At 71.5% G+C, this 22825-nt stretch carries 19 protein-coding genes; 15 read left to right on the top strand and 4 right to left on the bottom strand.

What is annotated here, in order from left to right; all coding sequences use genetic code 11:
* Positions 1-56: 56 nt before the first annotated feature.
* Positions 57-668, bottom strand: coding sequence for a hypothetical protein (locus QF027_RS02835; RefSeq protein ID WP_306986285.1), 612 nt, complete (start codon positions 666-668; stop codon positions 57-59).
* 460 nt (positions 669-1128) lie between these two features.
* Here QF027_RS02835 and QF027_RS02830 point away from each other — a divergent pair, with 460 nt between their 5' ends.
* From QF027_RS02830 to QF027_RS02800, 7 genes are all read left to right on the top strand, one after another.
* Complete coding sequence (locus tag QF027_RS02830) at positions 1129-2847, top strand: SpoIIE family protein phosphatase (RefSeq protein ID WP_307072380.1); 1719 nt, start codon at positions 1129-1131, stop codon at positions 2845-2847.
* A 148-nt stretch (positions 2848-2995) separates the two neighbouring features.
* Positions 2996-4117, top strand: a complete 1122-nt coding sequence (locus tag QF027_RS02825; RefSeq protein ID WP_307072378.1) for a DUF475 domain-containing protein — start codon at positions 2996-2998, stop codon at positions 4115-4117.
* Positions 4118-4184: 67 nt separating this feature from the next.
* Positions 4185-4949 carry a DUF4097 family beta strand repeat-containing protein gene (locus QF027_RS02820; RefSeq protein WP_373432397.1) on the top strand — a complete coding sequence of 255 codons (765 nt, stop codon included), beginning with the start codon at positions 4185-4187 and terminating at the stop codon, positions 4947-4949.
* Between the two features lie 742 nt (positions 4950-5691).
* Positions 5692-5922 carry a DUF5133 domain-containing protein gene (locus QF027_RS02815; protein ID WP_057614068.1) on the top strand — a complete coding sequence of 77 codons (231 nt, stop codon included), beginning with the start codon at positions 5692-5694 and terminating at the stop codon, positions 5920-5922.
* 111 nt (positions 5923-6033) lie between these two features.
* On the top strand, positions 6034-7692 hold the full coding sequence (locus tag QF027_RS02810) for a catalase (protein WP_306986290.1): 1659 nt from the start codon (positions 6034-6036) through the stop codon (positions 7690-7692).
* Positions 7693-7777: 85 nt separating this feature from the next.
* Complete coding sequence (locus QF027_RS02805) at positions 7778-9127, top strand: diacylglycerol/lipid kinase family protein (protein WP_307072374.1); 1350 nt, start codon at positions 7778-7780, stop codon at positions 9125-9127.
* Positions 9120-9734, top strand: coding sequence for a phosphatase PAP2 family protein (locus QF027_RS02800; RefSeq protein WP_307072372.1), 615 nt, complete (start codon positions 9120-9122; stop codon positions 9732-9734). The genes QF027_RS02805 and QF027_RS02800 overlap by 8 nt, the downstream gene beginning before the upstream one ends.
* 35 nt (positions 9735-9769) lie before the next feature.
* Here QF027_RS02800 and QF027_RS02795 read toward each other — a convergent pair whose 3' ends face one another.
* Positions 9770-10384 carry a hypothetical protein gene (locus QF027_RS02795; protein ID WP_307072370.1) on the bottom strand — a complete coding sequence of 205 codons (615 nt, stop codon included), beginning with the start codon at positions 10382-10384 and terminating at the stop codon, positions 9770-9772.
* Positions 10385-10682: 298 nt separating this feature from the next.
* On the opposite strand from QF027_RS02795, the gene QF027_RS02790 reads away from it, so the two are divergent.
* Together QF027_RS02790 and QF027_RS02785 are read left to right on the top strand one after the other, a co-directional pair.
* Positions 10683-11573, top strand: a complete 891-nt coding sequence (locus QF027_RS02790; protein WP_307072368.1) for a hypothetical protein — start codon at positions 10683-10685, stop codon at positions 11571-11573.
* Between the two features lie 93 nt (positions 11574-11666).
* The gene (locus tag QF027_RS02785; RefSeq protein WP_306986296.1) at positions 11667-11960 is read left to right on the top strand and encodes a hypothetical protein; all 294 of its coding nucleotides are present in this window, start codon (positions 11667-11669) and stop codon (positions 11958-11960) included.
* A 106-nt stretch (positions 11961-12066) separates the two neighbouring features.
* On the opposite strand, the gene QF027_RS02780 is transcribed toward QF027_RS02785, so the two are convergent.
* Positions 12067-12234, bottom strand: coding sequence for a hypothetical protein (locus QF027_RS02780; RefSeq protein WP_307072366.1), 168 nt, complete (start codon positions 12232-12234; stop codon positions 12067-12069).
* 26 nt (positions 12235-12260) lie between these two features.
* Between QF027_RS02780 and QF027_RS02775 the strand changes: the two genes are divergently transcribed.
* From QF027_RS02775 to QF027_RS02750, 6 genes are all read left to right on the top strand, one after another.
* Positions 12261-12629 carry a hypothetical protein gene (locus QF027_RS02775; RefSeq protein WP_307072364.1) on the top strand — a complete coding sequence of 123 codons (369 nt, stop codon included), beginning with the start codon at positions 12261-12263 and terminating at the stop codon, positions 12627-12629.
* Between the two features lie 248 nt (positions 12630-12877).
* The gene (locus QF027_RS02770) at positions 12878-13420 is read left to right on the top strand and encodes a DUF1360 domain-containing protein (RefSeq protein WP_307072362.1); all 543 of its coding nucleotides are present in this window, start codon (positions 12878-12880) and stop codon (positions 13418-13420) included.
* A 136-nt stretch (positions 13421-13556) separates the two neighbouring features.
* Positions 13557-14729, top strand: a complete 1173-nt coding sequence (locus QF027_RS02765; RefSeq protein ID WP_307072360.1) for a carboxylate-amine ligase — start codon at positions 13557-13559, stop codon at positions 14727-14729.
* Between the two features lie 174 nt (positions 14730-14903).
* Positions 14904-16688: an N-acetylglutaminylglutamine amidotransferase gene (locus QF027_RS02760; RefSeq protein ID WP_306986301.1), complete on the top strand. Its 1785-nt coding sequence runs from the start codon at positions 14904-14906 to the stop codon at positions 16686-16688.
* On the top strand, positions 16661-18766 hold the full coding sequence (locus QF027_RS02755) for a S9 family peptidase (protein WP_307072358.1): 2106 nt from the start codon (positions 16661-16663) through the stop codon (positions 18764-18766). The genes QF027_RS02760 and QF027_RS02755 overlap by 28 nt, the downstream gene beginning before the upstream one ends.
* A 125-nt stretch (positions 18767-18891) precedes the next feature.
* Positions 18892-20355, top strand: coding sequence for an aminotransferase class I/II-fold pyridoxal phosphate-dependent enzyme (locus QF027_RS02750; RefSeq protein ID WP_307072356.1), 1464 nt, complete (start codon positions 18892-18894; stop codon positions 20353-20355).
* 13 nt (positions 20356-20368) lie between these two features.
* On the opposite strand, the gene QF027_RS02745 is transcribed toward QF027_RS02750, so the two are convergent.
* Complete coding sequence (locus QF027_RS02745; protein WP_373431036.1) at positions 20369-22780, bottom strand: SpoIIE family protein phosphatase; 2412 nt, start codon at positions 22778-22780, stop codon at positions 20369-20371.
* Positions 22781-22825 lie beyond the last annotated feature (45 nt).

Genomic DNA, 22825 nt, shown 5'->3' with positions numbered 1-22825 from the left:
GGGGGAGAGGCAGACGCGGAGACGTTCCTTCGCGGCAGAGGCGTACCGCCTGCTGGTCACGGCCCTTGCGACAGCAGGTCGTCGAGACGTGCGCCCGCCGCCCACTGCCGCAGAGCGGACCCGTCGAGCAGGCAGATCGTCTCCTCCCTCCGAGCCCACCGGATGTCTCGGGCGGTGAAGACACCGCGATGGACGACCAGGCGCAGGGGTGATTCCTGGTCCCCGCGGTGCGGGTGAGGATGCGGCGCGTCCTCGTCGGGGAGGGGTTCCGCCACCGGCCGGAAGGCCACGTCGATCCGACGGCCGGCCGCGTCCCGGGCGCACAGACGCGGCCGGTCCGGCGCGGGCATCAACCGCACCCGCCACCCGTCCCGGCGCAGCATCCGCGCCACCGCCAACGCGAGTCCCTGGGTGTCGAGTTCGAGCAGTTCGTCCGCGGTGTAATAGCCGATACGTCGGCGAGCGCCGGGGCGTCCGTGCCGTATCGCGGCGGTGACGACCAGGGCCAGGAACACCACACCGACGACAGGGACGACGACCCCGGCAGCGCGGTATCCCGCGGCGAGCACTGCGGCCACCGCGCACACGGCTGCCACGACACCGGCGAAAGCGGGCAGCACGTCACGGAACCCCGGCCCGTAGCGCCCCTGGGCCCGCAGCGCGCGCACCACATGGCGCTTGCGTGATCGGCGTGACGGGATGAGGCCGAATGCCCACGATAGGCGTGCCACAGCCCCAGCCCTCCCATGCCGCCTGTCTCCACCCGTGACTTCACGGATACCCAGCGCGCCGCCAAGTGCCTTGAAAACAGGGGGAATCCGGCCACACCCCTCCGGCGCGCGGAAGCGTCAGGGGGCGCGAAGGTGTCGTGGCTCCCCCTTCTCCACGCTTGCCGCGAGCGCACACGCGCCGGGTACACGCCGGGCAGACGCCACCGGTCGCGTGCAGGATCTCGGCGGTGACACAGGTCGCTTCCGCACGCCCGGCCCTGCCGACGCGGTTGCGAGGTCTCGCTCACAGACGAGGCTGGATACATGAGTGTCGGGGCACACGGGAGGGCAGTACCGCCGAACGAGAACCCCACCCACGGGCAAAGGGCGGCGGCCCGACCAGCGAGGCGAGGAAGACATGACAGGCGCGGAGGACGCGGCGACCCCCGGGAGACCACCCACGGCCATACCCGCCGCCGGGCTCACCGGGACCTTGGAGGCCATCGGTACCGCGGCGTACGTCGTGGACGAGGAAGGCCGCGTCATCGCCGTCAACTCCTACGCCGAACAACTGCTGGCCCGGCCCGCCGCGGAGTTCCTCGGCCGCGACGCGCACGACCTGCTGCACCGGGACGCCCACGGCCACCCCTTGCCGAGGAGCCGGTGCGACATGCGGCAGGCCTTCCACGCCGGGCACACCGCCCAGGCCGAGGGGGACCACTTCGAGTGCGGGGACGGCTCCTTGCTGCCCGTGTCGTGGCTGATCACGCCGTACGTCGTGGACGGCCGGGAAGCCGGCACGCTCGTGCTCGTCCACGCCCAGCGCCCGCGGGAGACCGTCAGACGACCGGAGACGGCGCCCAATGCGCTGCCGGAACTCGAGCGGCTCGCGCTGCTGGCCGAGACCACCACCCGGCTGACGTCCACTCTCGACGCCGAGGAGACGCTGCGCCGGCTGGTGGCCCTGGTGGTGCCCCGGCTTGCGGACTGGGCCGTCGTCGACTTGATCACCGAGCGCGACGAGGTGTGGCGTACCGCCGTCGTCCACGCGGAGAACGACACCCTGGTGCACCACGAGGATCTTCAGGGACCGATGCCGCCGGTCCCGGAGGATTCTCCGATGCCCCTGTCCAGAGCCCTGCGCGGGGTCGCCTCGACTCTGGCCGGCCCCCAGACCTACCGGCAGGAACCGGATTCCGGCATCGCGGTGGAACAGCACCGCCTGTTCGAGGCCACCGGAATCCGCTCCGCCGCCATCGCCCCCATCCGCAGCACACGCGCGGTCCTGGGCGCACTGACCCTGGGCCGCGCCAAGAATCCAGCGGATTTCACCACCGCCGACCTCCCCCTGATAGAGGACATCGCCCGCCGCGCCGGCCTGGCCCTGGACAACGCGCGTCTGTACCAGCGTCAGCGCAAGGTCGCCGAGACCATGCAGAACCACCTGCTGCCCCAGATGCCGCGGGTGCCCGGACTGCAGATGACGGCCCGCTACCTGCCGGCTCCCGACGCCTCACAGGTCGGCGGCGACTGGTACGACGCCTTCTCCCTCTCCGACGGCGCCACCGCGCTGGCGGTCGGAGACGTCGTCGGCCACGACCTGGAGGCCGCGGCCGGCATGGCACAACTGCGCAACATGCTCCGCGCCTACGCCTGGGCCCACCAGGAACCGCCGAGCCGGATCGTCGCCCGGCTCGACGAGGCGGTCATGCACATCACCGACGTCACCATGGCCACCACGATCTTCGCCCGGATCGAGGAGCGGGACGACGGCCACTGGGAACTGTCCTGGACCAACGCCGGCCACCCGCCGCCCCTCCTGATCAGCCACGACGGCCTGGCCCGCTACCTGACCGACGGCCACGGCATCCTCCTGGGCACCGGAGTCCGTACCCCCCGTACCGACGCGACCGCCCCGCTGCCGCCCGGCTCCACGCTGCTGCTGTACACCGACGGCCTGATCGAGGCGCCCGGACAGACCCTCGACGAGGGCCTGCAGCGCCTGCGCAGACACGCCGCCGCCCTCGCCCACCGCCCTCTGGCCTCCTTCACCGACCAGGTGCTGCGCCGGGTCCGGCACGTCACCAACGACGACGACGTCGCCCTCCTCGCCGTACGAGCACCCATCCGAACATGATCCGGACAGCGGTCCGCCGCCAGGGCGCCCGCGCCGGCACCCCGCGCCACCTCGCCGACGGACGACCGTGATAGACAACGCCCCTGACCCCACGGGCCCTTTGCGCCCGCCACCCCGGGCGACCGCCCGATGACAGGACTTGGTGCCAGTGATATTGAAGACCTTTCGCTGGGCGTTCGCGGTCACCGCGCTCGGCCTGGCCGCAGGAGTGCTGTACGACGGCTGGGCCGCGTTCGGCATCGTGGCGATCCTGGCCGTGCTGGAGATCTCGCTGTCGTTCGACAACGCGGTGGTCAACGCCGGAATCCTGAAGAAGATGAACGCCTTCTGGCAGAAGATCTTCCTCACGGTCGGCGTGCTGATCGCCGTGTTCGGTATGCGGCTGGTCTTCCCGGTCGTGATCGTCGCCATCACCGCGAAGCTCAATCCGTACGACGCGGTCCAGCTGGCCGTGACCGACAAGGACCGTTACCAGCAGCTGGTGACCGACGCGCACCCGGCGATCGCCGCGTTCGGTGGCATGTTCCTGCTGATGATCTTCCTTGACTTCATCTTCGAGGACCGGGACATCAAGTGGCTGGCCTGGCTGGAGCGGCCGCTGGCCAAGCTCGGCAAGGTCGACATGCTGTCGGTCTGCATTGCCCTGGTCGTCCTGCTGGTCACCGCGTTCACCTTCGCGACCCACGCCCACCAGCACGGCGGCGCCCACGCCGACAAGGCGCAGACCGTCCTGATCTCGGGTATCTCGGGTCTGATCACCTACATGGTCGTCGGGGGCCTGTCCGGCTACTTCGAGAACAAACTCGAAGAGGACGAGGAACGCGAGGAAGGAGCCGAACACTCCGGCGGGACCGGATCACCGGTCATGCTGGCAGGCCGAGCGGCGTTCTTCATGTTCCTCTATCTCGAGGTTCTCGACGCCTCGTTCTCCTTCGACGGCGTGATCGGCGCGTTCGCCATCACCAACGACATCGTCCTGATGGCGCTGGGCCTCGGCATCGGCGCGATGTACGTCCGGTCCCTGACCGTGTACCTGGTCCGCCAGGGCACCCTCGACGACTACGTCTACCTGGAGCACGGCGCCCACTACGCGATCGGCGCCCTCGCGGTGATCCTCATGGTCACCATCCAGTACCAGATCAACGAGATCATCACCGGTCTCGTCGGTGTCGTCCTGATCGGCTGGTCCTTCTGGTCCTCCGTGCGCCGCAACAACGCCCTCGCGGCGGCCGAGGGGGCGACGGAGACGGACTCGGCGCCGGCGCCGTAGACCGGACGGTTCGGCCCCGCCGTCCGTCTCTGCCATGGCTGGGGCGAACCGGGGCATCCGAGGCTGTATGAAGGCGATGCCGACACGGCGCCGGACGCGCCTGATGGTGGTTCTGGCGCTGCTGCCTCTCGCCGGGGCGTGCAGCGACGACGACGGCGGGGAATCCGGCGGCCCGCAGGCGGAGGGAACCTTCCGCGTGGCGGGCTCCGGTGACCACCTGATGATCGCCACCGACAACGGCCTGCGGCTGCGCCCGGCCGACGGCCGCGGCGTCACCGTCGACGACCGCGTCGACGAGCACTGGTCCCATCGCGGGAAGCTGTGGACGCTCGACCTGTCGTGCGCCGACCGGATCGCGGGTGACGAGGGCTGCCCGCGGATGCCGTACGTGGAAATCCCCGACGCTGTGAGCGTCACGGCCACCGCCCGCAACGCCGGCGTCGACGTGGCGGGCGTCGCCGCCGCGCTGGACATCACGACCGTCAACGGCGATGTGACGGTGACCCGTTCCGGACGCGACGACGCCGACATACGGCTGTCCACCCGCAACGGCTCGGTGCGCGCGACGAGCGTGACAGCGGAGCGGGTGCACGCGGCAACCACGAACGGCGACGTGGTGGTGGGATGTGCCGCGGTCCCGTCGGGCGTCAGCGCCGCGACCGTCAACGGCTCGGTCGACGTCACCGTGCCCCACGACAGCCCGGCCTACCGGGTCACCGCCTCCACCGACAACGGCCGCGCCACGGTGGCCGTCCCGGCACAGCGCGCCGACCGGAACCACACCATGACGCTGACCACGATCAACGGCGACGTCGACGCCCGCCGGGACTGACCCGGGCACGAGAGCAGACGGAAGACCGAGGCCGTCAGCCGCCGACATCGCCGTCCCGCACGCTCGGCCCGTGGGCCGGAACCTCCGCGCCGGGCGCATGGAGGCACGCATGCCCGGCGAGGACCTGAGCGTGCCGTCGGGGCCGAACGGGAGTGCACTGATCTCCTCGGGGAGTGTGGTCCCTAGGAGCCGTTGGGACGTCAGGTCCCACAGGTGCAGGCTGCCGGCCGATCCGGCGACGGCGAGCGTACGTCCGTCGTGGGAGAAGGCAAGCGTGGTGACCGCGCCGGTGGCCGTCCGTCGTCGGGTCGGACGTGGTGCCGTCCAGCACGCCGAGGCGCGCCCGCGCGGCGCCGCCCCCGAGGCTGACCCGGCCCAGGACGACGCCCACGCCCAGCCGGGTGCCGTCGGGGCCGAAGGCCGCGGTGCTGATCCCCCCCCGACGTGCGCGCCCGCACGGCCGACGTCTGCCGACTGGCACACCCACCGGGCGGCCCGCGCCGGGAACAGCTGATGGCGGAGGTGCAGGTGGACTCGTGCTGAGAAGGGCTGAGCGGGAGGCGGGTTTGGGCCGGGGCCGCCCGGGCAGACGGGCGGCAGGTGCTTGGGATCACAGGCCCACCGCGGAAGCGGCCGAATGCGGCCCTCCTTGGTGTGTCCGCCGAGGCCTCTCCCGCGACAGTCCGAGTGACGCGGCGGATGAGACCGCCCTCACTCCCCTGCGCAGATGGAGGAGCGAATCATGCTCATGGCCCACCCCGCCCTGCTGACCGACCTGCTCGAGCGCTACGAGGCGCTGCGTGTTCTGCACGCGGAGGAGGGCAGCGCCGGGGCGCGTCAGCGCCTCGAGGATGTGTCCTACACCTTGTGCATCGCCACGGGCACCCGTGACATCGACTCCGCCCTGGCAGCTGCCCGCCGTCAGCTGTCCGGCGCCCGCCCCGACGACGACGCACTGATGGCGGACGCGTGACGTGAGTGGCACGAGCCGACCGGGTACTCGGGTGGTCCGCCGAACACCGGTCGGCGGCTGCCCGCTGTGCCGAGGGCTGTCACCTGCCGAGAACCTGAGGAGCCCCAGATCATGACCGATGTGTCCGGTACCGGTCCCGCTCCGGCGGACGACCGCAAGGTGCTCACCAACCGCCAGGGCCACCCGGTCCACGACAACCAGAACCAGCGCACCGTCGGCGCCCGCGGGCCCGCCACGCTGGAGAACTACCAGTTCCTGGAGAAGATCAGCCATTTCGACCGGGAACGCATCCCCGAGCGTGTCGTACACGCTCGCGGTGTGACCGCCTACGGCTACTTCGAGTCCTACGGCGCCTGGGGCGAGGAGCCGATCAGCCGGTACACCCGGGCCAAACTGTTCCAGGACCGCGGCAAGCGCACCGACCTGGCCGTTCGCTTCTCCACCGTGATCGGTGGGCGCGACTCCTCCGAGGCCGCCCGTGACCCTCGTGGCTTCGCCGTGAAGTTCTACACCGAGGACGGCAACTGGGACCTGGTGGGCAACAACCTGGGCGTCTTCTTCATCCGGGACGCGATCAAGTTCCCGGACGTCATCCACGCCCTCAAACCCGACCCGGTCACCTTCGAGCAGCAGCCGCGCCGCATCTTCGACTTCATGTCGCAGACACCGGAGTCGATGCACATGCTGGTCAACCTGTTCAGCCCGCGTGGGATCCCCGCGGACTACCGCCACATGCAGGGCTTCGGCGTCAACACCTACAAGTGGGTCAACGCCGAGGGTGAGACCAAGCTGGTCAAGTACCACTGGATGCCCAAGCTGGGCGTCCGCTCGATGACCGAGGAGGACGCCGCCAACGTGCAGGCCGACTCGCTCGGCCACGCCACCAAGGACCTGTACGAGGCGGTCGCCCGCGGGGAGTACCCCGAGTGGGAGCTGCTGGTCCAGATGATGGACGACCACGACCACCCCGAGCTGGACTTCGACCCGCTCGACGACACCAAGACCTGGCCCGAGCAGGAGTTCCCGCCCAAGCCGGTGGGCCGGATGGTGCTCGACCGGATGCCGGACAACTTCTTCGCCGAGAACGAGCAGATCTCCTTCGGCACCGGCGTCCTCGTCGACGGACTGGACTTCTCCGACGACAAGATGCTGGTGGGCCGGACCTTCTCCTACAGCGACACCCAGCGCCACCGGGTCGGCCCGAACTACCTCCAGCTCCCCGTCAACCAGGCCAAGAACGCCGACGTGCGCACCAACCAGCGCGACGGCCAGATGACGTACCACGTGGACGGCGCGGGCGAGAACCCGCACGTCAACTACGAGCCGTCCATCACCGGAGGCCTGCGCGAGGCGCAGTACCCGACGCACGACGAACAGGGCCCGGAGATCCACGGCCGGCTCACACGCAAGCGCATTCCTCGCACCAACGACTACCTGCAGGCGGGCCAGCGGTACCTGCTCCTGGAGGAGTGGGAGCGCGACGACCTGGTGAAGAACCTCACCGACCTGATCGCCCAGTGCGACCGGCCCGTACAGGAGCGCATGGTGTGGCACTTCCTGCTGGTCGAGAACGACCTGGGCCTGCGGGTCGGCGAGGGGCTCGGAATCAGTCCGGAGGACGTCGCCGGGCTTGAGCCGCTGGCCGGCCAGGACCTCACCGACGAGGACCGCAAGCGGTTGTCGAACCTCGGCAAGAACCCTCCGCGCGATGTCGAGGGCCTGACCATGACCCACTGCGTCCCCGACGAGCGGCACGTCGTGACCCGCTGAACCACAGGGGGCCGGGGCGGCACCGGCAGCGAGAGCAACAGCATGAGATCGTTGGGCCACCGATCCGTGAGAGGCGACCCGGACGATGAATGAGGTGGAGCCGGACGGCTCCGGTACCGCGGCGCGGACGCTGGCCCGGCTGGCTCTGCTCTGTCTGGCAGGGGTGGTCACGGCGGTCGTGGCCGCGGGCCGGTGGCTGCTCCCGCTGCTGGGGCTGGTGGGGCTCGCCCTGGCCGGCGCGGGTATCTGGTGGGCTCTGGCACATCGGGGTGTGGCGCGTGTGTGCGGCGCCCTGCTGGCAGTCGCCGCGCCTGTCGCCGTCCTGGTCCTGTACGCGGTGTCCGGCCTGTGGCCGTTCGCGGCGGCGGCGCTGGGCCTGTGGGCGGCGGCACTGGCCTGCGCGAGAAGCGCACTGCGTCGGTTGCGGTCACCCCGCGGCATGCACTCGCATCCGGTCCGGCCGCCCCGCAGACCGGTGCTGATCATGAATCCGCTGTCGGGCGGCGGAAAGGTCGCCGAGCACGGCCTTGTGGAGCGGGCCGAGGCGTTGGGCGCCCGGGTGATCCTGCTCGACGTGGCCGACAGCCCCGATCCGGCGGCGCTGGCTCGCCAGGCCGTCGCGGAGGGCGCGGATCTGCTCGGCGTGGCCGGTGGTGACGGCACCCAGGCTCTGGTGGCGGCGGTGGCCGCCGAACACGAAGTGCCGTTCGTGGTCCTCGCCGCCGGGACCCACAACCACTTCGCGATGGACCTGGGTCTGGACCGCGACGATCCGGCAAGCGGTCTCAAGGCTCTCTCCCACGGCGTGGAGATCCGTGTCGATCTGGGCGACGTGGCGGGTCGGCCCTTCGTGAACACGGTCTCGTTCGGGATGTACGCGGAGATCGTGCAGAAGCCCGAGTACCGCGAGGCCAAGGCGTCCACCACTCTCGAACTGCTGCCGGACCTGCTGGCCGGCGAGGCCGGAGCACAGCTGACCGCCACGGCGGACGACCAGCGCCTCGAAGCCCCGCACGCGCTGCTGGTGAGCAACAATCCCTACGTGCAGGCCGGCCCGATGGGCGTCGGACGAAGATCCCACCTGGACGGAGGCCGACTCGGTGTGATCAGTCTGCGGATCGAGGGCGCGGCGCAGGCCGCCGAACTCGCGCTGCGGGGCGAACGCGCCAGCGGGATCACCTCCTTGACCTCGCGTCGGGTGGTCGTCGAGGCCGACGCGGAGACCATCCCGGTGGCCGTGGACGGCGAAGCGCTGCTGCTGCCCCAGCCGGTCGTGTGCACCGTACGCCCCAAGGCACTGCGGGTTCGGGTACCGAGAAACCGTCCCGGCGCGCCGTACACTGCCCCGTCCGTCGACTGGCGCCGTGTCGTCCGACTGGCCCTCGAACGGACTCCCTTCCCGGCTGTCAAGAACCAGGAGCAGAGCGATGCTTGACCGACCGCAGCCCCAACAGCGAACCTGCCGCGAGCTGTTGCGGGATCTCGCCGCCCTCGACCAGGCGCTGTACGAGGCCGTGACGGTCACCAGGACACCGGCCCTGGACTACGCCCTGCGCCGGCTGTCGGCCGCGGCGGACCACTCCAAGATCTCGTTCACGATCGCCGGACTGCTCGCCCTGTGCCCCGGGCGACCCCGGCGTGCCGCCGCCCTCGGAGTCGCGGCCATCGGTGTCGCCTCGGCGAGCGCGAACATGCTCGGCAAGCGCCTGGTACGCCGACCGCGTCCGCACCGGGCCGAGGACTCGCCGTTTCCGGGGCGGCACGTGCCGATGCCGGAGTCCGCGTCCTTCCCCTCGGGGCACACGGCGTCCGCGGTCGCCTTCGCGGCGGCGGTGGGGCCCGCGCTTCCCGTCGCCACGGTGCCGCTGGGCCTGTTGGCCTGCGCGGTGGGCTACTCGCGGATCCACACCGGGGTGCACTATCCGGGCGACGTGGTCGCCGGTGCCGTACTGGGCACCGGAGCGGCGGCCGCGGTCCTCGCGGCCGCCGGCTGGCAGGGACGGGGCGGGGGCGGTTTCCGCCCCTCACGGCCGACCCGCTGAATGAGCCTCGGCATGAGCCTCGGCACCGCGTTCGTTCAGTCCGCTTGCTGGGAGCTGTCCTCGGTCGGCGTGGCAGTTTCGCTCGCGTCGAGTGAGGTGTAGAAGACCGAGGTCCCCTGCTTGGTGCGCTGGGCCTGGTTCCTGGCCACGAGTCCCTCGAGTGTGGTGCGCACGACGGTGGCCTTGATCGTGCGCTCGGGGTGCTGCCGGCCCAGCGCGGTGGAGATCTCGGCCGCCGAGCGGGGTTCCCTCTGGTCGGCCAGATGCTCTCGGACAAGGTCGACGAGGGTGGGCCCCGACCGCACGGTCGAAGCCTTGGCGGCTGCCTTCTTTCCGGTCCGCTTTCCGGCCTGTTCGGCCGAATTCCGGGTGCCCCTCCGCCCGTCCGAGGCGGCGGCCTTCTTACGAGGAGCGGGCACCACTGCGCCTGGCGGGGTGGATGGCGAATCGGCTGTCGTCGGGGTGCCCAGGACCTGCTGGATGTTCAGCAGGACTGCGTGGTCGTGCCGCAGAGCCGCCAACTGACCCTGGAGTGCTTCGATTTCCCCGCTGAGGCGCTCTTGTTCTTTGAGGTTGCGTTCGAGGTCACCGGCCACCTGGGTGCTGTACTGGGAGGTCAACTCGGTGGTGTTGGGGGCGGTTTCGGACATGGGCTCGCACCTCTTCCTGGGGCCTTGGCCCGCGGTGCGCGCGCCTGCGGCCTCCGCGACATCCAATGGGGCGTGCTGTCTCGCCTGCCTCCGCTGGTGCGGTGGCAGTTCCTGCCGCACGCGCTGTCGTAGTGATGGTACGCAGGACACATGTCTTGTTCCGTACGTATGCCGCACCAGCAGGCCGTCCGGTGTGGCACACGACCGTCGGCGTCCGCGTATGCCGGGCTGTGGGTGGGGCATCCGGTGGTACGCAGCACTTTTGGCACCAGAAGGTGATGAAGGGATGTCAGGCGTGATGAAACCGTCCTTACGTACCTCTCGCTCGGCCGCTCTGGGCGTCGGTGGCATCGTGTCGGTCGCCCTGCTGACGGGATGCGGCGACGACGGGTCAAGCGGGGCCGACAGCGCGGATCGGTCCGCCTCACAGGGACAGCCGCAGTCCTCGCCGGCTCAGGTGGTCCAGGCGACCAACAAGAAGACCACGCAGGCGAAGACGGCCCGTATCAAGCTGGCGACCACTGTCGAGGCGGGCGGCAACAGCGAGACGATCACCGGTTCCGGCGTGCTGGACCTGCAAGACGGTACGAGCCGGATGCGGCTGGGCCAGGGCGGCCAGCAGCTCGAACAGCGGATCGTGAACCAGGTTCTGTACCAGAAGCCCCCCGCGGCAAGCGGCCAACTGCCCGAGGGCAGGAGCTGGATGAAGGTGGACCTGCAGCGACTGAATCGCTCGCAGGGCACCGGTGGCCCCGCGATGAGCGACCCGGCGAACTCCTTCGCCTACACCAAGTCCCTGTCCGAGAAGGACGTGCGGAAGGTGGGCGAGGATACCGTGAACGGTGTGTCCACCACGCACTACCGGGTCGATCTCGACCTGTCGAAGCTGGCCGAGGGCGATTCGGCCCAAGAGCGGAAGCTGCGTGCGCAGTTGGGCGACAACGTGCCCGTCGATCTCTGGATCGACGAGGACGGACTCACCCGCCGACAGCAGATCCGGATGACCGTCAAGGACGCCGCGCAGACCGGCGGGGCCGGCACATCCGCCCGGCAGGCCCAGGCGAAGGTCGTCATGGACTTCAGCGGCTTCGGCACCGAAGTCGACGTTGCCGCGCCTCCGTCCGCCGACACCGTCGACATGACGGACAAGGTGTCCCGGCAGAGCGGAACGAGCTCGCAGACGAACTGACCCGCTCGTCAGGCAGGCACACCGCGACTGCGTGACGGTACGCGGTGCCCGGTCCGCAGGCTGGTGGGCGTCGATCGGGGTACACGGGTCGGCATGACACACACCGACGACACCACGGCGGCCGGGGCCGCAAGGCAACTGCGCCGCATCAGGGCCTTCTACGCGGCCGGCGTCGTCCTGTGGACGGCATCGTCAGCCTGGACGATGGGGGATTCTCCCGGCAGCCGGCCCATGTGGACCTCCTTGCTGCTCCTGGCCGTGTTCACGGGTCTGCTGGCCATGGCCTGCCGGTGCCTGCGGGGCCTCGGGCCCACCGGTCCCGCCCGGCCTTCTCGCCACGTCGCACTGTCCGGGAGGGCCGGGCGCCACGCGGTGTCCAAGCCCTGACCACGTCGATCCCGGGGGACTCGCCCGCTCGGGCGCTCATCACGGTGCCCGGGCAGAAGCAGCCACGCCGAGTACGTCCGCGTGCCCTTCGGCGACTACGGGGCCTTCAACGTCCCGGAAGCGTGGACGACACCAGCGCGCTGTTCGCGTCCGACGCGGTGCCGACCGGCTGGATGGGCGCCGACCTCGGCGGGGCCGTACGGGGCTGTGGCGCCGTCGCCCGGATGGCGGCACGTGCCACGATGGTGCTCGGCGCGGAACGGGTGATCTCCATCGAACCGGATCCCGGAACGTCCGGAGATGACGCAGCGCCACATCGGCAGCGAGGTCATCGACTGCACGGCCACCGACGTCGGCGAGGAACTGCGCGAACACACCGGAGGCCGCGGCCCCGGCGTGTGCATCGAGGCGGTCGGCATGGAGGCGCGCAGCGACAGTCCGGTCCACCTGTACGACCAGGTGGAGCAGCAGCTGCGGCTCCAGACGGACCCGCCGTACGGCACTGACCGTGCGGGGCGCCCAGCAGCACGGCCGACGCCACCTCCCGACGCTGCTGGAACGGCTGGCGGCAGGGGAACTGCGCACCGCGCACCTGGCGACCCGTCGGACGGCTGTGTGCGCGGTCGTCCGGCCGGGCGGCTGAGCGTCCTCGTTTGCGGCGCGTGCTGAGGGAGACCCGGCTGGCCATGAGCAGGCGACGACGTCATCTGGAACGGAAACAGCGGCTGGACCGGTGATCGACGCAGTCCGGTCGGACACACCTCGACCGGGCGCAGCTGAACCCTTCGCAGACGCGCGTCGGACCGATGCACGCGCTGCCCACCCCACATCGTCACGGAAGGCCGCACCGGATCGGCGCGGTGGACGAGAGCTGGGAACCGGATCGGTATCGAACGAATCAGGACGGGGATCCGCCCATGGCCACACCGACTGACAACCGCATGAGACGACGGGCACAGGCGTTCCTCCGGCGCACGGGCCGCGGCTACGCGGGCACGCACGACCGGCCCCTGCGCGGCTATCTCACGGCCATGGCGGCGTTCGGCGCCTACACGGGGGGCTGGGCCGCGGCGGTACGCCTTCGCGGGCGCCCGCTGCCCGACCGGCCGGAACCCTGGGACGTGCTCTTGACCTCGGTGGCCACGTTCCGGCTCAGCCGGCTGATCAGCAAGGCAGCGGTGACGAGCCCGCTGCGCGCCCCCTTCACGACGTACGTCGGTCCGCAGGGCCCCGCCGAACTGCACGAGGAGGCGCAGCCAGGGAACGGCAAGGACACGGTGGGCGAGCTGATGACCTGCCCCTTCTGCATGAGCGTCTGGGTGGCGTCGACCCTGACCGCCGGACAGCTCCTGTGGCCTCGCGCGACGCGCACCGCGATGGGCGCGCTGGCCGCGTTGGCCGGGGCGGACGCGCTGCAGCTGGCGTACGGCGCGCTGGTCGACAGGACCACCGACGGCTGACCCAGAACCCTGCTCACTTGTGGGTGATCTGCTTCAAACGCGCATTTCACGCGTATCGGTCGATCTCGTGGGCACTTGGGGGTCACCCCTGAGACAGGCGGGGCCTTCGGCAACACCTCAAGGAGCGACTGTGGTCATGCGCATCGGAGTCGAGGAGGAATTCCACATCCTGGAAGTGGAAAGCGGACTGCTGGTGCCGCGTGCCGACGCGGTCCTGCGTCGGCTTCCCCGGCGCACCTTCACCACGGAACTGCACCAGTCCACCGTGGAGTCGAACAGCGGGGTGCACGCGACCCTGGCCGGCCTGTACGCCGACCTCACCAGAACGAGACGGAGGCTCGACGCGGCCGCCTCCTCGCTGGGGCTCGCGGTCGTGGCCGCGGGCACAGCACCGCTTGCCCCGGCCGCCTCCGGACACCCCACCGCCGGCGCGCGCTATCGCCACATGGTCGAGGAGTACCGCCAGGTGGCCGACGAACAGCTCATCTGCGGCGCCCAGGTCCACGTGGACATACCCGACCGCGACACGGCCGTAAAGGTGATGTGCGCGGTCTCTCCCTGGCTGCCCGTGCTGTTGGCGCTGTCCGCCAGTTCGCCGTTCTGGCAGGGAGCCGACACCGGCTATGCCAGCTGGCGCACGCTGCTCTGGCAGCGCTGGCCCACCGCGGGTCCCGTCGGTTGCTTCCCCGGCGCGGCCGACTACGACGCCGCGGTACGTGACCTCGTCCGGGCCGGGGTCATCAGCGACCCGGGGATGATCTACTACGACGTTCGCCCCTCCGCGCACCTGCGGACGCTGGAACTCCGTATCTGCGACGCCTGCCCGCGGGCGGAGACCGTCGTGCTCGTGGCCGGCCTGTTCCGTGCCCTGGTGACCGAGGCCATCGAGCGGCGCGCGTCCGGCGCGGCGGTGTGCGACGGCCGCCACGAATGGCTGCGCGGCGCGTCCTGGCGGGCTGCCCGGTCCGGCCTGGAGGGTGCGCTGGTGGATCCTAGGACCCACCGGGAGGCGCCTGCCGCCGATGTCGTACGCGGGCTGCTGGCCCGGTTGCGTCCCGCGCTGGAGGCCCACGGCGACTGGCAGACCGTCAGGGATCTGACCGAGGCGGCCCTGGCGGACGGCAGCGCCGCCGAGCGCATGCGCCGCAAGACACGGGAAGAGGACCTGCTGGCCTGCACGGACCTGCTGATCGCGGAAACCCGCGGCGAGCGGCGACACCGCAGGCCGGCCCCCGCCACCCGCAGGAAGGTCGCGCGCTCCGCCGCGGGTGCGGCAGGATCCGGGGCTCCGGAGGTCCTGGGCAGCTGACCCGGTCGCGCGCGATGCGTCCCACCGCCTCGCCCGTCCGAACTGCACCGACACAACCCGAGGAGAGGTTTCGTTCATGTCCAGCAATACCGCCCGGGTCGCGACCGGCAGGCGCGACCCGGGCTTCCCGTCCAGGCTCGTGTCCGCCGGCTCCTGGGAAGGGGGCGGAGCGTCATGTGCGGTCTGAGCGGCGAGATCCGCTTCGACGGCAGGCGACCCGACCTCGCGGCCGTCGAGCGCATGACCGACCGGCTCGCCGCTCGCGGGCCCGACGGCCGAGGCATCTGGACACAGGGCGCGGTGGCGCTGGGGCACCGACGACTGAAGATCATCGACCTGTCCGACCTCGGCGCCCAGCCGATGACCGACGCCGACGGCGAGATCACCGGCGTCTTCAACGGCTGCGTCTACAACTACCGGGAGCTGCGCGAAGAGCTCGGGCGCCTCGGGCACCGCTTCGAGTCGACATCCGACACGGAGGTCGTGCTCCACGCCTACCGGCAGTGGGGAACCGCCTGCGTGGAGCGCTTCTACGGCATGTTCGCCTTCGCGCTCGTCGAGCACCGCACCGGCCGTGTCGTGCTCGGCCGTGACCGGCTGGGGATCAAACCGCTGTATCTGGCGCCGACACCGGACCGGTTGCGGTTCGCCTCCTCCCTGCCCGCTCTCCTGGCTGCCGGGGACGTGGACACCTCCGTCGATCCGGTGGCCGTCCACCAGTACCTGAGCTGGCACGCCACGGTCGCCGCGCCGCGCACCGTCCTCAACGGAGTGCGCAAACTGCCGCCGGCCACGGTACGGGTGATCGAACCGGACGGCAGCCACCGCGACCACCGCTACTGGCAGCCGTCCTACACGCGTCGCGCCGAGTACGCGGGCATGGGGCCCGAGGAGTGGCGTGACGCGGTGCTGGAGGCGCTGCGCACGGCCGTACGCCGCCGGATGGTCTCCGACGTGCCGGTCGGCGTCCTGCTCTCCGGCGGCCTGGACTCCAGCCTCATCGTCGCACTGCTCGCCGAGGAGGGTCAGCGAGGCCTGAAGACGTTCAGCGTGGGATTCGAGGCCGAAGGCGGCGAGAAGGGCGACGAGTTCCGCTACTCGGACCTGGTCGCCCGGGAGTTCGGCACGGACCACCGCCGGATGACGGTGCCCTCCGAGCAGGTCTCGACCGGCCTGGACGACGCCGTCGCCGCGATGAGCGAGCCGATGATCAGCCACGACGTGGTCGCCTTCCACCTGCTGTCCGAGCAGGTCTCCAAGGAGGTGAAGGTCGTACAGACCGGGCAGGGCGCCGACGAGGTGTTCGCCGGATACCACTGGTACCCGGAGCTGGCCGCGGTCGCGCGGGAGGAGGAGCCGCAGAGGTACGCCGAGACGTATTTCGACCGTCCCCACGCCGACCTGGCGCGGATCCTCCAGCCGCACATGCTGCCCGAGGACGACGTGTCGGGCCGCTTCGTCAGGGACCACATGGCCCTTCCCGGCGCGCAGACAGCCCTGGACGCGGCGCTGCGGCTGGACACCCACGTCATGCTCGTCGACGACCCGGTGAAGCGGGTCGACAACATGACCATGGCCTGGGGGCTGGAGGCCCGCGTGCCCTTCCTCGACCACGAGCTGGTCGAGCTGGCCGCGGCCTGCCCGCCGGAGCTCAAACTCGCCGACGGCGGCAAGGGCGTACTGAAGGAAGCCGGACGCAAGCTCCTGCCGTCGGAGATCGTCGACCGGCCCAAGGGTTACTTCCCCGTCCCGGCCATCCGGCACATGGCCGGCCCCGTCCTGGACCGGGTACGCGAGGCGCTCTCGGCACCGGAGGCGAAGAAGCGGGGGATCTTCCAGGAGTCGTACGTGGCCGAGCTCCTGGCGGCGCCCGACGAGCACCGGACCAAACGCGGCGCCAACGCCCTGTGGCAGGTGGCACTGCTGGAGACATGGCTTCAGACGCACGGAATCACGTGACCGGCGCGTACGACCCCCGGCCCGTGCACGCACCGGCGCCCGTCCCGGCGCAGGGGCCCGCCCGCGCCGCGGCCCCCGCCTCGATGGCGTTGCCCGAGGCAGAAGGCCCGCGGGACGCCGTGACCCGGCTGCACGCGCACGGCTGCTGGTATCCCTCCGCCGCTCCCGACGGCACCGAGGTGGCCTTCATCTGCGACCGGGGCGGCGTCCCCCAGCTGTGGGCCGGGCCCGTGGACGGGGAGGGGATCCGGCTGCTCGACTCCTCGCCGGATCCCGTGAAGGAGGTGTCGTGGTCCCCCGACGGCCGCTGGATCGCGTACACCACCGCGCCGGGCGGCGGTGAGCACTCACGGGTGCTGTGCGTGCGCCCCGACGGCACCGGCCGTCGCCTGCTGGCCGGTGCCGACCCCGACAGTTCCGCCTACCTCGGCTGCTGGGCCCACGACGGCTCGGCCGTCGCCGTCACCCTCGCCGCGCCACCCCCCGCCCGCGTCCAGGGAGACGGTTCGACGGACGCCGTCCCGGCCCACTGGACGGCCCGGGACGGCCGAGCGACCCTCCTCGGTACCACCGCGTACGCCGTGGGGCCGGGCGGGACACCGGCGACCCGGCCGGGCGGAGGACTGTCCGCCTACCTGATCGATCCCGACGGTCTGGCCTCGCCCGTGCTGCTCGCCACGGAACCGGACGCCCCCACGCTCCGGGTGTGCGACCTCAGCCGCGACGGCCGGCTCGCGCTGCTGCGCCGGGGGCCGCGCGGGCGGCGGGAGGCGGTCGTCCGGCGCACCTCGGACGCGGCGACCACCCTCACCCTGCCGGTCGCCGACGGTGACCAGTGGATCGGCCGGTTCTCGCCCGACGGGCGGACACTGTGGCTGCGCAGCGACGCCGACCGCGAGTACGCGGCCCTCTTCGCCGTCGCTCTCGGCGCCGACGGCACGCCGCGCGGCAGGACCGTCGTGGCGCAACGCGAGGACAGCGGCCTGGAACTGCTGGCGATGGCACACGACGGCCGGACGGCCGTGCTGGCCTGGAACGTGCGGGGCGCCGGCGAACTCGAGGTCCTCGAGACCTCCCCGGGGCACGGCGCCCCGGACACCGCAGGACCGGCGCGGCCGGTACCGCTGCCCCACGAGGTCGTCACGCGGGTCGCGGCCGCCGGGACGGGGCGGCTGCTGCTGGCGCTGTCCGGTTCACAACGCCGCCCCGGCGTGTGGTGGGCCCACGAAGGCGTGTCCCTGCTGCGCACCCCGTGGTCGTCCCGGGACGAGGACGCCGTCCCGCCGGGCCGCCCACCGGTACGTCCTGTCCTCTCGCGCCTCGCCGCCAGGGACGGCCTGCCCCTCAGCGGCTGGTACTACCGGGCTCCGGGACGTGCCCCGAACGAGCCGGCACCCTGCGTGATCCACCTGCACGGCGGCCCCGAGGACCAGGAACGCCCGGTGTTCGACCCGCTGTACCACGAGCTGCTCGGGCGCGGCCTGGACGTTTTCGCCCCCGACGTCCGCGGTTCCGGCGGACACGGCCGGTCCTTCGTCGACGCCGACCTGGGCACCGGCCGCTACGCCGCGCTCGACGACGTCGCGGACTGCGCCGCGCACGCGGTCACGGCGGGCCCCGCGGACCCGACCAGGCTGGCGGTGATGGGGCGCTCGTACGGCGGCTACCTGACCTTCGCCTCCCTCGTGTGGCACCCGGACCTCTTCCGCACCGGCGTCGCCGTCTGCGGCATGTCCGACCTGCTGACCTTCTTCGCCGGCACCGAGCCCTGGATCGCGGAATCGGCGGCGCACAAGTACGGCCACCCCGAGCGCGACCGCGAACTGCTGCACGCCCTGTCACCGATGAGCCGTATCGACGCGCTGCGGGCCCCGCTGCTCGCCGTCCACGGCGAGCACGACACCAACGTGCCGCCGGGGGAGTCGGAACAGTTCGTGCGGGCCGCCCGGGAGCGCGGTGTCCCCGCCGAGCTCCTCGTCCTGCGTGACGAGGGGCACGACTTCCTGCGCGCGGACAACCGGCGCCTGTTCCGCCGGACCGCGGCGGACTGGATGGAGCGGCACCTGCACCCCTTCTGAGCCTCCAGGGGGCCGGACGGCTGTGCTGGGCGTTTCGGCGGGCTCATGCGGTCAACACGGTGTTCAGACCGAGTGGGCCGTACGGCTTCGACAACTGAACGGGCGGGACGGACTTGGGAGGAACCATGGATCACTCGCGGGTGCCCGTGCTGGAGGCGCTGGAGGAGTTCCGGCGTCGCGGAGACACGGTCTTCGGTCCGCCCGGGCACAAGCAGGGCCGCGGCGTGGACCCGCGGGTGGCGGAGATCGTCGGGCTCGATGTGTTCCGCTCGGACGTCCTGTCCCTGAACGGGCTGGACGACCGCCGTCAGTCCCAGGGCGTGCTCAGCCAGGCACAGGAACTGATGGCGGACGCGGTCGGGGCCGAGCAGGCGTTCTTCTCCACGTGTGGCAGCTCCCTGTCCGTCAAGACGGCGATGCTGGCCGTGGCGGGCCCCGGGGAGAAGCTGCTGCTGTCGCGCAACGCGCACAAGTCCGTGATCTCGGGAGTCGTCGTCAACGGCGTCGAACCGATCTGGGTCCATCCCAAGTTCGACCGCGAGCGGCACATCGCCCATCCGCCGGAGCCCGACGACGTACGCCGCCGTCTCCAGGAGCACCCGGACGCCAAGGGCATGCTGCTGATCACCCCCACCGACTGGGGTACCTGCGCCGACGTCCGGGGCGTGGCCCGGGTGTGCCACGAGTTCGAGGTCCCCCTCATCCTCGACGAGGCCTGGGGCGCCCACCTGCCGTTCCATCCCGAGCTGCCCGCCTGGGGCATGGACGCCGAGGCGGACCTGGTGGTCACCAGTGTCCACAAGATGGGCGGGGCGATCGAACAGAGCTCCGTTTTCCACCTCCAGTACGACCGGGTCTCGCCGGAAGCGCTCAAGCAGCGGGAGGACCTGCTCGGCACCACCAGTGCCTCGTCGCTGGTGTACCTGACCCTGGACGGCTGGCGTCGTCAGATGGTCGAGCAGGGCCACGACCTCCTGGGCGCCGCGCTGCACCGCGCGGAACGGATCCGGCTGGCGGCCGGAGATCTGCCGGGACTGCGGCCCATGGGGCAGGAGGTCGTGGAGGAGGGGCTCGCCGCCGACTTCGACCCCCTGAAGGTCGTGATCGACGTACGCGAGCTCGGGATCAGCGGCATGCAGGCCGCCGAGTGGCTGCGGGCCGAACGGCACGTGGACATCGGCGGCTCCGACACCTGCCGGATCAGCGCCTCGATCACGCACGCCGACGACGACGAGACGGAGAAGACGCTGCTGGACGCCCTGCGCGCCCTCACAGAGGGCGCCGAATCCATTGAGCGCAGGGCGCCGGTGCACCTGCCCGAGCCGTCGGCCCTGGAACTGGAGCAGGCCATGCTGCCGCGCGAGGCCTTCTTCGCCGAGGTCGACCACGTCCCCGCCGACCGTGCCGCCGGCCGCATCGCCGCGGAGATGATCAGCCCGTACCCGCCGGGTGTGCCGGTGATCGCTCCCGGTGAGGTCATCACCGACGAGGTCCTCGACTATCTGCGCAGCGGAGTCGACCATGGCGTCCTGATCCCGGACGCCGCCGACCCGTCGGTCACGACGTTGCGGGTGGTGGCGCGGCACTGAGGCCGACCGTGCCTCAGGCCACGCGGATTCCCACGATGCAGGTGTCGTCGTCCGTGTCGGACCTGCTGTGGGTGAGCAGACGGTCCAACTGCTGGTCCAGCGTGGGCGGGACCGCACGTGCGACCGTCAGGAACTGCGCCAGGGACTCCTCCACGGACCGGTCCCGGCGTTCGATCAGACCGTCCGTGTACATCAGCAGCGTGTCGTCGACGGCGAGCTGGACCTCGTGCTCCTCATACGTGGCCTCCGGTACGGCACCCAGCAGCAGCCCTTTGACCAGCGGCAGCGGTGCCGCATCCGAGCCGCGTACGAGGACCGGCGGCAGATGCCCGGCCCGCGCCCAGCGCAGGGTGTGGTGCTCGGGGTCGTACAGGCCGCAGACCGCGGTGGCGGTGACGGCGCCGGTCAGATGGTGGGCCACCATGTTGAGCCAGGACAGCAGCTGGCCGGGCCCGGCGCCGGTCACCGCGAGCCCGCGCAGCGCGTTGCGCAGCACGACCATGCTGGTGGCCGCCTCGATGCCGTGCCCGGCGACGTCGCCCACGCACAGCAGCACCAGCCGGGACGGCAGCACGACCGCGTCGTACCAGTCACCGCCGACCAGATGCTGGGTCTCCGCGGGCCGGTAGCGCACCGCCACGTCCAGCCCCGGAACCTCCAGCGGCGCCCGCGTCGGGGGCATGATGGCGTGCTGCAACTGCAGGGTCAGCCGGTTGCGCTCGCTGGCCTGCTGCTCGCTGTGGGCGAGCTGGTCCCGGGTGGCGGCGAGGGCGACCTCGGTCCAGTGGTGGGCGGAAATGTCCTGGTAGGCGCCGCGTACGACATACAGCTGACCGGCGGAGTCGAGGACGGGCTCCGCCACGACCCGGATGTGGCGGGTGACCCCGTCGGGGCGTTGCAGACGAAACGCGGTGGACGCGGGACGGCGCTGGTGGAGCAGGGTGCGCAGAAACCGTCCGATGGCGACGGCGTCGTCGGGGTGGGCGTGCGCGGGCAGGTCCTCCAGTGGCACGGCGGCGTCGGAGACGGGCCTGCCGTAGAGGTGGTAGAGCTGACCGTTCCAGGTGATCTCGCCCGTCAGCAGGTTCTCCTCGAAACCGCCGATACGGCCCAGGCGTTGGGCGTGCTGGAGCAGGCTCGCCAGGCGGGCCGTCTCGTCCTCGATGCGCCAGATGAGCAGGACGCTGCCGCCGTGCCGGCTGATGTTGATGTCGGCGACGGCCGCGAGCGGGACGTCGTCCACCAGGGCGGTGAGCCGCATGCGGTGGGCGCGGAAGGGCTCACCGGTGGCGTAGACCCGCTCCATGCGTTCGAACAACTCGCTGTGACCGGCGGCCATCGGGTACGCCTCCAGCAGCAGCGCGCCGCTCACGACACCCCGCGGCCGGCCCGCCGGGTCGAGGAAGCGGCTGTTGACGTGGTGGATGCGGAAGTCGACGAGGTGTCCGTCGGAGTCCAGGTGCGGCACCAGCACCAGCGCCGGGTCGTGGAGACCGTCGGCCAGGTCCATCAGCTCGGAGACGTCCGGCAGAACGCGCGGGAGCGGGGCGCCGTCGGGATGGTGGAGGGCGTACGTCTCCAGGGTGTGCGCGCACAGCTCGGCCAGCGCCTCTATCTGACGGACGATCGGCGGGGGAGGAGGCTCCAGCGGCGCGGCCCAGGCGATCTCCAGTACGCCGTGGATGCGCCCGCCGGTCTCCGCCGGTACGGCGACCCGGCCGCCGTCGGAGTGGTGGTGCTGGCCGATGGACGGCAGCCCGGTTTCGGACAGACTGCGGATCCACTGCCCCGTGCGCTCGGCGAGCCCACGGCGCGCCACGGTCGTCACGCCCGGCGGTACATGCCGCCAGCGTCCGGCCTCGGCCGTGGAGAACCCGGCGCTGCCCGCCAGGGCGAGGGACCCGTCGGGCCCCAGGGCCCAGATGGCCACCGCCTCCGCGCCCAGCGGGGTCAGCGCGTGTTCCAGCAGGGAGTCGGCGACAGCCTGGGTGTCCTGGGCGGCGAGCGCACCACTCTCGGCGGTACGCAGCCGTACAGCGGAGGAGTGCCCCTCGAGCGGGTCGGCGGTGGCGGCGAGGAATTGGTTGGTCACCTCCGACACGCGGTCGCGCGAGGCCTGGTTGATCACCTCGACCGCGAACTCCAACGGCGTCACGCCCGCCTGTGCGGTGAGCCCGGCGAGCTGCCGCGAGGCCTGCGCCGGACCGCAGCCCAGCCGCTCGACCAGGATGCCCTTGGCCAGTTCGATCAGGGCCCGCCCGTCCGCCTCGGCCTGCGCCGCCCGTACCTCCCGGCGCAGCCGCTCCACGGTCGCCGCCAGCCTGCCGACGGGAGAGGACTGCCCGCCACTGTCGTTTCCGTGGACGGCGGGCTGGCTGTCCACGGCGGGACTCTGGGGCTCGGGCGGCTGACGGAGATCACTCACGGTGGGCCTGTTCCTCGGCTGGGACGTCACGCGGTCGGCTGGTGG

The organism is Streptomyces canus, from assembly GCF_030816965.1.
Classification (GTDB): Bacteria; Actinomycetota; Actinomycetes; order Streptomycetales; family Streptomycetaceae; genus Streptomyces; species Streptomyces canus_E.
The sequence above is the reverse complement of the archived record's forward strand: the minus strand, read 5'-3'. Positions and strand labels throughout refer to the sequence as shown.